General features: G+C 73.9%; 13 protein-coding genes and 1 pseudogene. 9 read left to right on the top strand and 5 right to left on the bottom strand.

Annotated features, from left to right (window positions below; genetic code table 11):
• Positions 1 to 8: 8 nt before the first annotated feature.
• Positions 9 to 1,310, bottom strand: coding sequence for an alpha/beta fold hydrolase (locus CUT83_RS25180; RefSeq protein WP_101258121.1), 1,302 nt, complete (start codon positions 1,308 to 1,310; stop codon positions 9 to 11).
• A 296-nt stretch (positions 1,311 to 1,606) separates the two neighbouring features.
• Between CUT83_RS25180 and CUT83_RS25175 the strand changes: the two genes are divergently transcribed.
• The gene (locus tag CUT83_RS25175) at positions 1,607 to 3,037 is read left to right on the top strand and encodes a GDSL-type esterase/lipase family protein (protein ID WP_206282658.1); all 1,431 of its coding nucleotides are present in this window, start codon (positions 1,607 to 1,609) and stop codon (positions 3,035 to 3,037) included.
• A 38-nt stretch (positions 3,038 to 3,075) separates the two neighbouring features.
• Here the strand turns inward: CUT83_RS25175 and CUT83_RS25170 are convergent, their stop codons facing one another.
• Positions 3,076 to 3,816 carry an SDR family NAD(P)-dependent oxidoreductase gene (locus CUT83_RS25170; RefSeq protein ID WP_240958223.1) on the bottom strand — a complete coding sequence of 247 codons (741 nt, stop codon included), beginning with the start codon at positions 3,814 to 3,816 and terminating at the stop codon, positions 3,076 to 3,078.
• Positions 3,817 to 4,102: 286 nt separating this feature from the next.
• On the opposite strand from CUT83_RS25170, the pseudogene CUT83_RS25165 reads away from it, so the two are divergent.
• A pseudogene (locus CUT83_RS25165) lies at positions 4,103 to 4,540 on the top strand (hypothetical protein); the annotation flags it as partial.
• 87 nt (positions 4,541 to 4,627) lie between these two features.
• Here CUT83_RS25165 and CUT83_RS25160 read toward each other — a convergent pair.
• The gene (locus tag CUT83_RS25160) at positions 4,628 to 5,605 is read right to left on the bottom strand and encodes a TIGR03557 family F420-dependent LLM class oxidoreductase (RefSeq protein ID WP_101258119.1); all 978 of its coding nucleotides are present in this window, start codon (positions 5,603 to 5,605) and stop codon (positions 4,628 to 4,630) included.
• A 716-nt stretch (positions 5,606 to 6,321) separates the two neighbouring features.
• Here CUT83_RS25160 and CUT83_RS25155 point away from each other — a divergent pair.
• A complete protein-coding gene (locus tag CUT83_RS25155; RefSeq protein WP_420882462.1) occupies positions 6,322 to 7,773 on the top strand; it encodes a glycoside hydrolase family 10 protein in 1,452 nt (483 codons plus the stop codon).
• Between the two features lie 232 nt (positions 7,774 to 8,005).
• The gene (locus CUT83_RS25150; protein ID WP_101258118.1) at positions 8,006 to 8,482 is read left to right on the top strand and encodes a VOC family protein; all 477 of its coding nucleotides are present in this window, start codon (positions 8,006 to 8,008) and stop codon (positions 8,480 to 8,482) included.
• A gap of 44 nt (positions 8,483 to 8,526) precedes the next feature.
• Here the strand turns inward: CUT83_RS25150 and CUT83_RS25145 are convergent, their stop codons facing one another.
• A complete protein-coding gene (locus CUT83_RS25145) occupies positions 8,527 to 9,165 on the bottom strand; it encodes a class I SAM-dependent methyltransferase (RefSeq protein WP_101258117.1) in 639 nt (212 codons plus the stop codon).
• A gap of 308 nt (positions 9,166 to 9,473) precedes the next feature.
• On the opposite strand from CUT83_RS25145, the gene CUT83_RS25140 reads away from it, so the two are divergent.
• The 4 genes from CUT83_RS25140 (at position 9,474) to CUT83_RS25125 (ending at position 12,311) form a co-directional block, all read left to right on the top strand.
• Positions 9,474 to 9,911 carry a hypothetical protein gene (locus CUT83_RS25140; protein ID WP_101258116.1) on the top strand — a complete coding sequence of 146 codons (438 nt, stop codon included), beginning with the start codon at positions 9,474 to 9,476 and terminating at the stop codon, positions 9,909 to 9,911.
• Between the two features lie 114 nt (positions 9,912 to 10,025).
• Positions 10,026 to 10,520: a hypothetical protein gene (locus tag CUT83_RS25135; RefSeq protein ID WP_101258115.1), complete on the top strand. Its 495-nt coding sequence runs from the start codon at positions 10,026 to 10,028 to the stop codon at positions 10,518 to 10,520.
• Between the two features lie 124 nt (positions 10,521 to 10,644).
• Positions 10,645 to 11,391 (top strand): DsbA family protein, encoded by a 747-nt coding sequence (locus CUT83_RS25130; RefSeq protein WP_165869572.1) that lies wholly within the window; start codon positions 10,645 to 10,647, stop codon positions 11,389 to 11,391.
• The gene (locus tag CUT83_RS25125) at positions 11,388 to 12,311 is read left to right on the top strand and encodes a cytochrome c biogenesis CcdA family protein (RefSeq protein WP_101258113.1); all 924 of its coding nucleotides are present in this window, start codon (positions 11,388 to 11,390) and stop codon (positions 12,309 to 12,311) included. The genes CUT83_RS25130 and CUT83_RS25125 overlap by 4 nt, the downstream gene beginning before the upstream one ends.
• A gap of 87 nt (positions 12,312 to 12,398) precedes the next feature.
• On the opposite strand, the gene CUT83_RS25120 is transcribed toward CUT83_RS25125, so the two are convergent.
• Positions 12,399 to 13,079: a TetR/AcrR family transcriptional regulator gene (locus CUT83_RS25120; RefSeq protein ID WP_173915148.1), complete on the bottom strand. Its 681-nt coding sequence runs from the start codon at positions 13,077 to 13,079 to the stop codon at positions 12,399 to 12,401.
• A gap of 121 nt (positions 13,080 to 13,200) precedes the next feature.
• Here CUT83_RS25120 and CUT83_RS25115 point away from each other — a divergent pair, with 121 nt between their 5' ends.
• Positions 13,201 to 14,409, top strand: coding sequence for a cytochrome P450 family protein (locus CUT83_RS25115; RefSeq protein ID WP_101258112.1), 1,209 nt, complete (start codon positions 13,201 to 13,203; stop codon positions 14,407 to 14,409).
• Positions 14,410 to 14,411: the final 2 nt, after the last annotated feature.

Raw genomic sequence — 14,411 nt, 5'->3', positions numbered from 1 at the left:
GGCGGCCGTCAGATCTCGCCACGCGCCATGGCCAGCAGCCGGCCGTAGACGGCGGGGTCCACCCGTACGCCGTCGTGCGCGTGGGCGTTGGTGATCCAGGGGCGCAGGCCGCGTACGGCGGCGGCGGTGCGCAGGGAGTGCTCGCGGTCGACGTACATGTCGTCGTGGTAGACGGCCGCCGCGACCGGCACCCGGTTGGCGGCCAGGCGGTCGGCGTCGTACAGCGCGGGCCAGCCGGTGCGCCCGGCGAGCAGGTGGGCGGCCTGTGCCAGCGGCTCCAGCGCCGGGTCCTCCTCGAAGTGCCAGGGGTAGACCATCTCCCCGGTGAAGCGCAGCGGCCCGCCGCGCGAGGCGTCGAAGGCGGGGAACTCCTCTCGGACCCGGTGCGCGGACCAGGCGGTGGGCCGGCCGCCCTGGGCGTAGATGGCCTCGTGCAGGATGGCGTACAGGGGGTGTTCGGCGTAGGAGACGGCGGCCTCGACGCCGCGCAGGAAGGTGTCGGACAGCTCCGGTCCGCGCGCACCGGGCACGAACGCGGTCTCCAGCAGGTAGTGCAGGGAGTCGAAGGAGGAGACACCGCCGAAGGCGCTGCCCAGGGTCTGGAAGCGGCGCACGGTCAGCCGTTCGCCGGTGGGCAGCCGTACGTCCTCGCGCTCCAGGTGCCCGGCCACGGCGTCGGCCAGGCGCTGGTCGCCGGGGTAGCGGCCGAAGTAGCGCTCGTTGTGGTCCGCCACACGGGCGTAGGCGGCTCGGTAGACGTCGTCGGCGTGCGCGGTCAGGGAGGGCAGGCCGCCGGTGATCATCACCTTCTCCAGTCCCTCGGGCGCCAGGGACAGGTAGGTCAGGGCGCAGAACCCGCCGAAGCTCTGGCCGAGCACCGTCCAGGGGCGGTCCTGCTCGCCGTCGGCGGCGAGGTGGCGGCGCAGCAGTTCGGCGTCGCGGACGATGGAGTCGGCGCGGAAGTGCGCCAGGTGGGCCGCGGTCGCGGCGGCGTCCGGGAGGGCGGCGAGGGTGCGGCGGTCGGCCGGGGTGCTGCGGCCGGTGCCGCGCTGGTCCATCAGGACGACGCGGTGGTCGCGCAGCGCCTCGCGCAGCCAGGCGCCCGGGGTGTCGGGCCGTTCGGCCCGGTGTCCGGGACCGCCCTGGAGCCACAGCAGCCGGGGCAGGTCCTCCCCCTCCCGCCCGGCGGCGGTCACCTCACGGGCGAACAGGGTGATCTCCCGGCCGTCCGGGCGGGCGTGGTCCAGGGGCACCCGGAGGATGTGGTCGGCGCAGACGAGTCCGTTGTGGCGGTAGACGGCCGTGTCCATGGTGCTGGGCTCCTCGTGCCGGGGTCGGGGGTGCCGGGCGTGTGCCGGACGGCTCCGTTCGCACCGTACGCGGCACACGCCCCCTTCGGGGGCGCCGGCCCCCGCGAACGGGTGCCGCCGGGCTGCGTCGAGGTGGTGTTGACGCCCCGGCCGGGGCGTTCCTACTGTGCGGGGGCGCGGCCCGCCCACCCCGCGTGCGCCGCGTGTTCCGCCCTCCCGAACCGCCTGTCACCACGCACGACTTCAGCTTCTCGACGCCCGGTAAGCCCACCGCACCAGCCAACGAGAGGAACGCCGTGACGTCTTCGCCGAGAGGCGGCGGACACCGCGCCCGCGGGAGCGTGTGGCCGGCCCCGCTGCTGATACTGCTCGTCTCCCTGCTGCTCCCCCTGCTGGCCGCTCCCCCGGCCGCCGCCTCCGGCACCGGTGCCGGAGGCGGTGCCGGTGCCGGTGCCGGTGCCGGTGCCGGTGCCGGTGCCGGTGAGGCCGGATCACGCGAGCGGGGGCCGGCGCGCGGCCGCAGCGCGATCTGGAGCGCGAGTCTCCAGGGGGCGCACGGCACCTCCCCCGACCTGACCGTGCGCAACATCGCCCGCGCCTCGGTGTCGGCCACCTGGCTGCGGGTGCGGATCGGCAACCCGTACGGCGACCGCCCGGCGGTCTTCCGCTCCGCCACGATCGGGCTGCAGCGGCGGGTCGGGGAGGCCGACCTCGTCCCCCGCTCCCTGCGCACCCTCACCTTCGGCGGGCGCGGCCGGGTGACCCTGGCACCGGGCGAGCGCGTCTACAGCGACCCGGTGCCGCTGCGGGTGTCCGCCCAGCAGAACCTGGCGGTCAGCCTGTACGCGCCGGGCGCGCCGGTCAACGACCACACCTTCCCCCCGCCCACCCCGAACCCTCCCGGCAGCTTCCTGTCGCTGCCCGGCGACCACACCCGCGACACCGGCGACGCCTCCTATCCGGAGCAGGACCGGGGGCTGTCGGAAGAACCGGGGTACCACCCGGGCCAGTTGTGGTGGGTGGACGTCGTCGACGGCCGCACGCCCGCGGCGGGCACCATCGTCGCCCTGGGCAACTCCAACACCTCCGGCCACAACGCCACCGGGGGCGGCGACCGGTGGACGGACCTGCTGGCGCGCCGGATCAACGCCCTTCCCCCGCACCGGCAGCTGGCCGTCGCCAACGCCGGGATCTCGGGCAACACCGTCAGCCGCCAGCCCAACCCCTACGACCCCACCGGCCAGTGCTGCGGGCCGCCCGCACCCGACCGGCTGGAGGACGACGTACTGGCCCTGGCGGGCGCGCGGTACATGGTCCTGTTCGAGGGCACCAACGATCTGGGCGGCGGCGAGTTCGCTCCTCCGGCCCCGGCGGAACAGGTCATCGACGCCATGCGGGAGATCACCGAACGCGCCCGCGAGCGCGGGCTGAAGGTCGTCGGCGCCACCCTGATGCCCATGTGCAACGCCGCCGGCGGCGCCAAGGAGGCCAACCGGCTGGCGGTGAACGAGTTCGTGCGCACCGGCGGGCTGTTCGACGGTGTCGTCGACTTCGACGCCGCCGTCCGGGACCCGGCCGACCCGACCAGGATCCGCGCGGAGTACGAGGCGGACTGCTACCACCCCAACGCGGCGGGCCACGCGGCGATGGCGGAGGCGATCGACCTCGGCGTCTTCGGCCTCGGCCGGTGGGAGGCGGGCTCCGCCCGGACCGACCGGGCCGCCTGAGCGGGGCCGGCCCGTCCGGGCGGGCGGGCCGGCCCCGCTCAGGTCCGCAGGTAGGAGGCCCCGTTCAGGTCCAGTACCGCGCCCGCGCTCCACTGGGCCCGCGGGGACGCCAGCCACAGCACCGCCTCGGCCACCTCCTCGGGCGAGGCCACCCGCCCGTACGGGCTCTGCGCGCGGATGGCCTCCCCCTCGGGGCCGGTCAGGCGGTGGGTGACGCGTTCGGTGTCGATGAAGCCCGGCGCCACCGAGGTGACGGCGATGCCGTAGGGGGCGAGGGCGACGGCCAGGGACTGGCCCAGCGCGTGGACGGCGGCCTTGGTGGCGCCGTAGGCGGGGTGGTCGGGTTCGCCCCGGAACGCCCCGCGCGAGCCGACGTTGACGATCCGGCCGCCGGTGCCCTGGCCGATCATGTGGCGGGCGGCGGCGTGGCTGAGGTTCGCCGTGCCGAGCAGGTTGACGTCCACGTGCCGCCGCCAGGCCGCGCACCAGTGGTCGTACTCCGTGGTCGCGGGCGGGTGCGGGGTGTTGACGGCCGCGTTGTTGACCAGGACGTCGAGGCCGCCCAGGGCCTCGGCCGCCGCGTCCGCCAGCTCCGCGGTCTGCCGCGGGTCGGCCAGGTCGGCGCCGAGCAGGACGTGCCCGTCGCCGGGCAGGGAGGCCAAGGTGGCCTCGGCGTCCTGGCGGCGGCTGCCGTGGTGCACGGCCACCGTGTCCCCGTTGGCGGCGAACGCCCGCGCCACCGCCCGGCCCAGCCCCCGGGAAGCGCCGCTGACCAGCACGCGCCGGCCGCTGCCGGGAAACGCGGTGCTGTCCGCGGCCGCCCGGTCGGCGGCGGATGTCTCGGGTCCTCCGGGGTGCTGCACGGCGGGGCTCCTGGGTGGGTCGCGGATGTGGCCGTCGGGCCGTCGGGCGCCCACACCCTAATCCGGATGCGCGGGCGGAGGCGGGCGGGTGAGACCCGGGGGGCGAACGCCACCGTCCGGTGCCCCTGCTCAGGGCGCCGTGCCCGCACCATGCACGACCTCCTGCGGGACCGGGCCGCCCACGGCGTCCAGCCGTGGGCGAGGCTGTGGGACGATCGCCCGCACGGTCTTCTCCCACTACCGCAAGCGCGCGGTGCTGGGGCTGTCGCTCTTCGTTGGCCGGGCGTTCCTCTGCAACGCCATCACCTTCGGCTTCGGCGCGATCCTGACCACGTTCTTCGACGTGGGCACCGGTTCGACCGGCTACCACTTCGCCGTCATCGCCGTCGGCAACTTCTTCGGCCCGCTGCTGCTGGGCAGGTTCTTCGACACCGTCGGCCGCCGCGTGATGATCTCCGGCACGTACATACTCTCCGGACTGCTGCTCTCCGTGACCGCCTGGCTGTTCGGCGCCGGGCTGATGACCGTGGCCGGGCTGGTGGCCGTCCTCCTGGCGGTACCGGCCGAGCGGCGCGCGCTGGAGGACATCGCGGTACCGCTGTCGGCGCAGGTGACGCCCGCCCCGGGCAAGCGCGGGTGACCCCGGCCCCGGAACGGGGCGGAGGGGGTACGGAGGGGGTGCTGCGGCGGTACCCCCTCCGTACCCCCTCCGCCGTGCGGGGTCCGCTCAGGAGCCGGCCGGGCGCGGCGACAGTGCGCGGATGCGCTGGTCCAGCTCGCCGCTGTAGAACTCCAGGAAGCCGTCCGGGTCGGGGCCGGCGTTCATCAGCACCAGCCGGTCGAAGCCCGCGTCCACGTACCGCTGCGCCATCTCCACGAACCGGGCCGGGTCCGGGCCGCAGGCGAAGTTGGCGAGCATGTCCTCCTCGCGGACGGTGGTGGTGGCGGCCGCGAAGTTGACCGGGTTGGGCAGCTCGCTCATGACCTTCCAGCCGGTGACGGCCCACCGGGTGGTCTCCAGGACGGCCCGGGCCGCGGTGTGCTCGTCGAGCGCCCAGGCCACGGGCACCTCGGCGTAGGCGGGGCCGGAGCCGCCGGCGTCGTGGTACCGGCGCAGGATCTCCGGTTTGGCCTCGGTCGCGAACAGCCCGTCACCGAGCTCGGCGGCGATCCGCGCCGACGGGCGGCCGCTGGCGGCCACCGCGATCAGCGGGAGCTCCTCGGGGAGGTCGAAGACCCGCGCGTCCTCCAGGTGCAGGTGCTTGCCCTCGTAGGACCGGTACCCGCCGCGCCACAGCAGCCGGATGATCTCCAGCGCCTCGCGGAGCATCTCGTGGCGCGCGGCGACGGCCGGGAAGCCCCGGCCGACGACGTGCTCGTTGAGCCGCTCGCCGGCGCCGACGCCGAGGACGAACCGGCCCTCCGAGAGCAGGGCGAGCGTCGCGGCGGCCTGGGCGATGATCGCCGGGTGGTACCGCACGGTCGGACAGGTCACGCCGGTGGCCAGTCCGATGCGCTCGGTCCTCGCCGCGATGGTGCCCAGGACCGTCCAGGCGAACGGCGAGTGGCCCTGGTTGTCCAGCCACGGGTGGTAGTGGTCGCTGATCTCGACGAAGTCGAAACCGGCCTGCTCCGCGCGGACCGCCTGCCGGACGAGTTCGGCGGGCCCGAACGCCTCCGCCGCCAGTTTGTAGCCGATCTGCATCTGTCCCTCTGTCCCTCGCCGTACGTCGCCGTACGTGGTGCCGTTCGGTTGCCGCTCGCGGCGGGTTCCCACGGCGCGCGGCGCGAAACGGCGCGGTGGGCCATGTGGGCGAGGGACGGTGATGGAAGTGCCGCACCGGCTCCGGTGACATCGCCCCTGGCCGGAGAGGCGAATACGCCGATCGGGTGATGCGCCGTCACAGTCCCTGCGGGAGCCGTCCGCTGGAGGTCGGCCCGGGAAGGCGGACGTGGATCGATTTTCCACGGCCGGCCGGGTGTGAGCGGCGGATCGCCGGGCACGCGCATGGTGCGGCCGCGCCCGCGACGCCCCTCCCCCTCGTCGCGGCGCGGCCTTGTGCTGTCCGGGGCCGGGGCTCGCAGCCGTTCGGTGAACGACCCTCACTCCATCCGGAAAACTACCGAAACTTTCGACTGGAAACATGTCCCGCTCGATCCATCCCTCCCTTCGCATGCTCCAACAGCCATGTCAGACAAGGGAAGTGAACCTCGATAACGTCCGAAACTTTTCCGGAAGAAAGCATTGACGCTGACTCGTGGTCAGCGCATACTCCACTTCGATCGTTGCTGATCGCCATGGACCTGTCACCGGCCTCGCGCCGGTCGGCGGGGCCAGGAGCCGCGAACGGCACCACCGGCCCGACGGCGTCCCGTCCTGCCCCGGCAGGACGAAGGCGGGCCACGGACGAAGGGACCGCAGTGACCGACACCCCCCGCACCTCCCCCGAACCCAGAACACCAGGCCGGCGCGGCCGCTCCGCGCTGCGCAACGCGCTGGTCGTGGGCGCCACTCTGGCGCTGGCGGCCGCAGGCACCGTCACCGCTCTGACCGGCACCGCGTCCGCCGCCTCCACCCTGGCCGGAGCGGCCGCGGAGCAGGGCCGCTACTTCGGCACCGCGATCGCCGCCGGCCGGATGGGCGAGTCGGACTACATGAGCGTCCTGAACCGCGAGTTCGACTCGATCACCGCCGAGAACGCGATGAAGTGGGACGCCCTGCAGCCCTCCCGCAACTCGTTCAACTTCTCCACCGCCGACCGGATCGCCAACCACGCCCGCAGCCAGGGGATGAAGCTGCGCGGCCACACCCTGGTGTGGCACTCCCAGCTGCCGAACTGGGTGACCAACCTGTCCGCGAGCGACCTGCGCTCGACGATGAACAACCACATCAACCGGGTGATGGGCCAGTACAAGGGCCAGGTTCATTCCTGGGACGTGGTCAACGAGGCGTTCGAGGACGGCTCCAGCGGCGCGCGCCGCAACTCCGTCTTCCAGCAGCGTCTGGGCAACGGCTTCATCGAGGAGGCCTTCCGCACCGCCCGGGCCGCCGACCCGGACGCCAAGCTCTGCTACAACGACTACAACACCGACAACTGGAACCACGCCAAGACCCAGGCCGTGTACAACATGGTCAGGGACTTCAAGGCGCGCGGCGTGCCCATCGACTGCGTCGGCTTCCAGGCCCACTTCAACAGCGGCAACCCGGTGCCCAGCAACTACCACACCACCCTGCAGAACTTCGCCGACCTCGGCGTCGACGTCCAGATCACCGAGCTCGACATCGCCGGCTCCGGTTCCTCGCAGGCCGAGCAGTTCAAGGGCGTCACCCAGGCGTGCCTGGCCGTCTCCCGCTGCACCGGCATCACCGTCTGGGGTGTGACCGACAAGTACTCCTGGCGCTCCTCCGACACCCCGCTGCTCTTCGACGGCAACTACAACAAGAAGCCCGCCTACTACGGCGTCCTCGAAGCCCTCGGCGGCTCCGACTCCGGCGGGACCACGGGCGGCACGGACGGCGGGACGACAGGCGGCACGGACGGCGGGACCACCGGTGGCGGCGACTCTGCCTCCTGCACCGTCACCTACGAGCAGACCGAACGCTGGGGCGACCGCTTCAACGGCAGGGTGACCGTCAAGGCCGGCAGCACCCCGATCACCAACTGGTCCACGACGGTTACCGTCTCCTCGCCCCAGAAGATCTCCGCCACCTGGAACGGCACCCCGAGCTGGGACTCCAGCGGCAACGTCATGACCATGCGGCCCAACGGGAACGGCACACTGGCCGCCGGATCCTCCACCAGCTTCGGCTTCACGGTGATGGCCAACGGCAACTGGAACGCGCCCAGGCTCGGTTCCTGCACCGCCTCCTGACCCCGGTCACGGCGGCTTCCGCACACTCCCTCCCCCCACAACCGGTGGCGCGGCGGTCTCCGGACCGCCGCGCCACCGGCGCGTCCGCATCCTCCTTCCGCCCCCGCCCCCGCCGCCCTCGCCCGGTGCGCCGCCCGCCCGGATCCGCCGGGCGGGCGGCGATGAGTTCCGGCGGCCCGGCCGGTCCACCCTTCGGAAGGCGTTCGGCATCCGCACACCAGGAGGGCACACCGTGCAGAAACAGAAGATCGCGACCTGTCTGTGGTTCGACGGCCGGGCCGAGGAGGCCGCCCGGTACTACACCTCCCTCTTCCCCGACTCCCGGATCACGGACGTCCAGTACTACGGCGAGGCCGGGCCGGGCGAGCCGGGATCGGTCATGACCGTCACCTTCGAGCTCGCGGGACGCGAGTTCATCGCGCTCAACGGCGGCCCGGAGTTCACCTTCAGCGAGGCGATCTCGCTCTCGGTGGACTGCGCCGACCAGGCGGAGGTGGACGAGCTGTGGGCCAGGCTCACCGACGGCGGCGAGGAGAGTGTGTGCGGCTGGCTCAAGGACCGCTACGGCCTGTCGTGGCAGATCGTCCCGCGGGAACTGCCCGAGCTGCTGGGCCACCCCGACCCGGCGGTGTCCCAGCAGGTCATGAAGGCCATGCTCGGCATGAGGAAGATCGACATCCAGGCCCTGCGGGAGGCCGCCGGAAAGTGACGTCCGGCGCCTCCTCCCGGCCCGGGCGGCCCGCGCCGGGCCACTCAGGCCGGGAGGGGGCGCTCCATGCGCACCAGGGCGTCGATCGCGTGGGCCCGTCCGCCTTCGGGGCCGGCCACCGGGCGGCGCACTCGTTCGGCGCGCCGGGGCTCCAGGCCCGATTCCGCGAGGTCGGCGAGGACGTCGTCGGGTGTGAACAGCACGGTGGCGTCCTGCGGTCCGCCCACTCCCTCGGTGAGGTTCACGGTGTCGTGCCCGACGACCAGCAGCACACCTCCTGGGGCCACGGCCCGCGCCGCGCGCCGCAGCACGGCACGGCGTTCCTCGGCGGGCAGGTGCAGGTAGATCACCAGCACCAGCTCGAAGGCCCCGGCCCCGGCCCCGGCACCGGGACGGTAGGAGGCCACATCGGCCCGGACCCAGTCGAGCCGTTCGCGGGCCTGTGACGGCAGACTCCCGGCCAGGCGCCGGCCGCGCTCGAGTGCGACCTCGGAGAAGTCGACGGCGGTCACATCCCATCCCCCGGCGGCCAGCCACAGGGCGTTGCGCCCCTCTCCGGCCGCCAGGTCCAGTGCGCGGCCGGGGGCGAGCCCCTCGGTCTCGCGGACCACCCAGCGGTTGGGCTCACCGCCCCAGACCAGATCCGCGGCCGCGTACCGCTCGTCCCACGCCCGGCTGTCCATCGTCCCTCCGCTCCCCGCGCTCTCCGTCTTCCCCGGACGCCGGCCTCTCCCCGCGCCCGCCTCCGGTCCCGTGCCGGCCGTGCGTGGCGCCCCCTCTGGACATTCATACCCCTAGGGGTATAGAAACAGAGGCGGTGTCCGCGCCCCGGCCTCCCCCGCCCACCCGGCGGAAGGAAGGAAGATCCGCGGTCGACGCCGTCCTGTACGCTGCCGAGTGTCCCCGGTTACCCGGTGGACCGCATGTTCGACACCGTATGTCTCACGCCGACCGAGCGGCCGAGCCCTGTGGGAGAGGGGGAGCACAAGCGATGCACGCCTTCCGTCGCATCCCCGGCCTCTCCCCGCAGGTCCTCTGCGCCCTGGCACTGGCCCTCACGGCTCTGCTGACAGTGCTCTGTGTCCCGGCACCGGCCTCCTCGGCCCATCAGGACCGCGCGCTCGTCCCCGCCGGGTCCGCGCCCCTCACGGAGGGGGCCCACCCCTCGGGGACGCCCGCGTACGCCGACCGGGCCATGGCGGCGGTGACCGCGCCCACGGCGGGCGACGGCGACTCCCCCTCGTGTTCCGGCGACGAGGGCGCGCCGGCGGTCGTACCCGCCACGGGCGCGGGAGACCCCGTGGCAGCGCCCGAGGTGCACGGGCGCCCCGTGTCCGCGGACCCCGACATCCACGGCGCCCGGGCCCCCACGGGCCGGGCCGGGCCCGTCACGCACGACCCGCACGCCTTCACCGTCCTGAGGATCTAGACCTGTCCCGGGGCCGCCTCCCGCGGCTCCCGCCGTCGCCCTCGTTCACACGCGGTCCGCACACGGACCTCCCGGTCCCCCGGTTCCGCGTCACGACAGGACAGGATCTCCCTCATGCTCTCCTCCCTCCCGCGCACCCTGCGCACGGCCAACGCCGCCCTCGCGGCGTGGACCCCGCCGCGCTGGGGCGCCGCGGCGGGCGGCGCCGCCCTGACCGCCCTGCTGGTCGGCCTCCCCACCGCCGTCATCCCCAATCCGCTCTTCTCCCGGATGACCCCGACGCTGTGGTGGAACTACCCGACGCTCGTCGCCACCGCCCTGCTGGCCGGCATCGTCCTCGCCACCTATGTCAAGGCCCCCGCCGCCCCCCGGGCGTCGCGCTCGGGCTCCATCGGCGGTGTGCTGTCCTTCCTGGCCGTGGGCTGCCCGGTGTGCAACAAGTTCGTCCTCATCGCGCTGGGCACCTCCGGCGCGCTCAGCATCTGGGCCCCCATCCAGCCGTTCCTCGCCCTCGCCTCGGTCGCTCTGCTGGCCGTGGCGGCGGTGAAGCGGCTGACCGGTGAGATCGCCTGCCGCGCTCCCGTACAGGACGCGGCCCCCGCGGCCTGACCTCTTCCCCCCGCAGGGCTTCCGGCAGGGCTTCCGGCAGAGCCTTCTGTCCGCCCTCCTCCCTGCCGTCCACCGCTTCCTCCCGTTCCTCTCCGTTCTTCCCTGGAGCTTCGCCATGCCCGCCATGTCCAGCACGTCCACACGCCGCAAGCGCGGCACCCTGGCCGCCGTCGCCGTCCTCGTCCTCGCACTCGTCCTGGGCCTGGTGTCGGCCCTGGGCGCGGGCTCCGGTTCCGGCTCCGGCGACGACGAGCCCGCGGCCCGGGTCGAGACCCCGCAGGACACCGCGCCCCCCGACGAGGACCTCCTCGCCCTCGCCCGCCGCGACGACGGCGATCCGAACGCCCTCGGCAGCACCGACGCCCCTGTGGTGCTGATCGAGTACGCCGACTTCCAGTGCCCGTTCTGCGGGAAGTTCGCCCGGGACACCGAACCGGAACTGATCGAGAAGTACGTCGAGTCCGGCGTGCTGCGCATCGAGTGGCGCGACTTCCCGATCTTCGGCGAGGAGTCCGAGGCCGCCGCGCGGGCCGGGTACGCCGCCGGGCGGCAGGGCAGGTTCTGGGAGTTCCACAAGCTCGCCTTCGGCGAGGAGCGCAAGATGAACAGCGGCCACTTCGCCGGGGACAAACTCGTGGAGATGGCCCGCGAGGCCGGGGTGAAGGACCTGGAGAAGTTCCGCTCCGACATGGACAGCGACGCCGCCGGCAAGGCGATCGAGCGCGACTCCCGGGAGGGCTACGAGCTGGGCGTCACCAGCACCCCGGCCTTCCTGGTCAACGACCGGCCCATCCTGGGCGCCCAGCCGACCGAGGTCTTCACCGACGCGATCGAGGACGCGAAGAAGGCGGCGGAGGCGCACGCCAAGTGAGCGACATCGGATATCTCGCCGCGTTCGCCGGCGGGCTGCTCGCCCTGCTCAGCCCGTGCAGCGCCCTGCTCCTGCCCGCCTTCTTCGCCTACTCCTTCAACAGCCCGGCCCGGCTGCTGGGCCGGACCGCGGTCTTCTACGGCGGCCTGTGCCTGACGCTCGTGCCGCTGGGCGCCGCCGGCTCCTTCGCCAGCCGGCTGTTCTACGGCAACCGCGACCTGCTGGTCACCGTCGCGGGCTGGACGGTCATCGCGCTCGGCGTCGCCCAGATCCTGGGCCTGGGGTTCGCCTCGCGCCGGATGCAGACGGCCGCGGCCGGCATCCGGCCCTCCTCGCCCCTGTCGGTCCTGGCCCTGGGCGCGGTGTACGGGCTGGCGGGCTTCTGCGCCGGGCCCATCCTGGGCAGCGTCCTGACCGTCGCCGCCGTCAGCGGCAGCCCCTGGTACGGCGGCGCCCTGCTGGCCGTCTACGCGCTGGGCATGGCCGTGCCGCTGTTCGTCCTGGCCCTGTTCTGGGACCGCTTCGAACTGGGGCGCAGGAAGTGGCTGCGCGGCCGCCCCCTGCGCATCGGGCCGCTGGAGACGCACAGCGTCTCGCTGCTGTCCGGACTGTTCTTCATCCTGCTGGGCGCCGTCTTCCTGGTCTTCGACGGCTCCTCCGCGCTGCCCGCGCTGCTCGACGTCGACCAGGAGTTCGCCCTGCAGCAGTGGGTGACGGACTGGGGCGGCGGCATCCCCGACGCGGCCGTGCTGGCCGGGATCGCCGCCCTGGCGGCCGCCGTCCTGCTGCTTCGGGCATGGCGCTCCCCCCGGCAGGGCGGCGACAGCGGCGAGGGCGACGGCAGCGGCGAGGGTGACGGCAGCGAGGGCGGGGCGGGCGGCCCGGAACGGAGGCGGGAGACCACCGGCCGGACCGACTGACGCGGACCCCCGGGCGGGTGCGGGTGGCCGCCGGGGTGGGACACCGTCCGTGCGCCGTCCGGCCCGGCGGCCCCGGGCGGAGTGCTCCTACCGGCGGCCGGGCCCGGAAGGGCCCAGTTCGCGCAGCACCTGTTCCAGGGTGCCGAAGCCGACCGGCGGCGCGGGCAGGGGGCGGACGGGCGCGGCGCGCAGACCGTCCAGCAGCAGGGCCAGACAGCGGCGCCACGCGGCGGGCTCGACCGCCGCGGAGGCCGGTACCGCCCGCCCCAGCGCCGCCAGGGCGAACAGCAGGTCCTCGGCGGTGACGTCCGGCCGCACCGCGCCCTGCTGCTGGGCGCGGCGGAGCAGGGCGTCCACCGTCTCGCGGTTGTGGGCCCGCAACTCCTCCAGGGAGGGGGACCCCTCGGCTCCGGTGGTCATCAGGTCGTTGGCCCCCCGGTCGGCGGCCAGTCCCTCGAAGATCCTCTCCAGGTAGGCGGTCAGCCCTTCCCAGGGGTCCTCGGCGAGCCGCGCCTCCTCCCCCATGCGCAGGGTCTCGGTGAGCGAGTCGCGGAAGACCGCCTCGATGAGCGCACCGCGCGTGGGGAAGTGCCGGTAGAGGGTGGCGTTGCCGACCCCGGCCCGCCGGGCGATGTCGTCCAGCGGCGCCTCGACGCCCTGCTCGGCGTAGACCTCGCGGGCGGCGGCGATCAGCCGTTCCCTGTTGCGCCGCGCGTCCCGCCGCAGTGGCGCGGACCCGCCCGTCCCGTCTCTCCCGACCGTGCACATGGACGGCACCCTAACAGTGAAGCGTGGACCGCTCCCCGGTTCACTGTTACCGTCGCAAAAGCGGGGACTACTCCCCGGATGACTCGCCGACACGCCACCGACCACTTCTGGAGGCAGGCCCATGATCGTGCCCGACCTCGGTTACCTGGCCCCCCGCGGCACGGACTTCACCGCCGACCCCCATCCCGTGTACGCCCTGCTGCGCGAGCGCGGCCCGGTCCACCGCTTCCCCACCGACCGGACGAGAGGTGTCTGGCTGGTCCTCGGCCACGACGCGGTGCGGGCCGCGCTCACCGATCCACGGCTGCGCAACGACATACGCCACTCGGCCGACCGGGAGGACGACGGCGGCCACTCGATCGGCCGGAACATGCTCCAGACCGACCCGCCCCACCACACCCGCCTGCGGCGACTGGTGGCACGGGAGTTCACCGGCCGCCGCGTCGAGTCGCTGCGCCCGCGCGTCAGGCGGATCGCGGACGGCCTCCTGGACGCCGTGTCCGCGCGGGGCCGCACCGATCTGGTCGCCTCCTTCGCCATGCCGCTGCCGGTGGCCGTGATCTGCGAACTCCTCGGCGTCCCCGCCTCCGACCGGGCCGCTTTCCGCGCCTGGTCGACCGAGATGGTCCACCCCGCCGACCCGGCCTCCGCGAACGCCGCCGCACAGGCCATGACGGACTATCTCGACGCCCTCGTCGAACAGAAGCTGAGGAGACCGGGCGACGACCTCCTGAGCGCCCTGGCCTCCACAGCCGCCCACGGGGAGGGGGAACTCCCGCCCGATGAACTGCTCGGCATGGCGTTCCTCCTGCTCGTCGCCGGACACGAGACCACCGTCAACCTCATTTCCGGCGCCGTCCACGCCCTGCTCACCCACCCGGATCAGCTCGACGCCCTCCGCTGCGACCCCTCGCTGCTCCCGGGCGCCGTCGAGGAGACCCTGCGCCACAACGGCCCGGTGGCCGCCTCGGCCTGCCGTTTCACCGCCGAGCCCGTGGAGATCGGCGGTACCGTCGTCCCCGCCGGGGAGTCCGTGCTCGCCGTGCTGGCCTCGGCGTCCCGCGACCCGTCGCGCTTCCCCGACCCCGACCGCTTCGACATCCGCCGCGACACCCGGGGTCACTCGGCCTTCGGCCACGGCATCCACCACTGCCTGGGCGCACCGCTCGCCCGCCTGGAAGCCGCCGTCGCTCTGGAGTGCCTTCTGGAACGCCTTCCCGATCTCACGCTCGACGCCGATCCCGCCGACCTCGCCTGGAGACCCGGAATGCTGCGGGGCCTGCGCCGCCTGCCCGCGCGCTATACCCCTCAGCGCCCCGGGGAGCGCTGAGG

Origin of the sequence: Streptomyces barkulensis, assembly GCF_002843305.1 — a bacterium.
Classification (GTDB): domain Bacteria; phylum Actinomycetota; class Actinomycetes; order Streptomycetales; family Streptomycetaceae; genus Streptomyces; species Streptomyces barkulensis.
The sequence above is the reverse complement of the archived record's forward strand: the minus strand, read 5'-3'. Positions and strand labels throughout refer to the sequence as shown.

Excerpts from the sequence above, each read along its gene's own strand:
- CUT83_RS25180 (WP_101258121.1), bottom strand. The coding sequence starts at position 1,310 with ATGGACACGGCCGTCTACCGCCACAACGGACTCGTCTGCGCCGACCAC.
- CUT83_RS25160 (WP_101258119.1), bottom strand. The coding sequence starts at position 5,605 with ATGCAGATCGGCTACAAACTGGCGGCGGAGGCGTTCGGGCCCGCCGAA.
- CUT83_RS25145 (WP_101258117.1), bottom strand. The coding sequence starts at position 9,165 with ATGGACAGCCGGGCGTGGGACGAGCGGTACGCGGCCGCGGATCTGGTC.
- CUT83_RS25140 (WP_101258116.1), top strand. The coding sequence starts at position 9,474 with ATGCACGCCTTCCGTCGCATCCCCGGCCTCTCCCCGCAGGTCCTCTGC.
- CUT83_RS25135 (WP_101258115.1), top strand. The coding sequence starts at position 10,026 with ATGCTCTCCTCCCTCCCGCGCACCCTGCGCACGGCCAACGCCGCCCTC.
- CUT83_RS25130 (WP_165869572.1), top strand. The coding sequence starts at position 10,645 with ATGTCCAGCACGTCCACACGCCGCAAGCGCGGCACCCTGGCCGCCGTC.
- CUT83_RS25120 (WP_173915148.1), bottom strand. The coding sequence starts at position 13,079 with ATGTGCACGGTCGGGAGAGACGGGACGGGCGGGTCCGCGCCACTGCGG.
- CUT83_RS25115 (WP_101258112.1), top strand. The coding sequence starts at position 13,201 with ATGATCGTGCCCGACCTCGGTTACCTGGCCCCCCGCGGCACGGACTTC.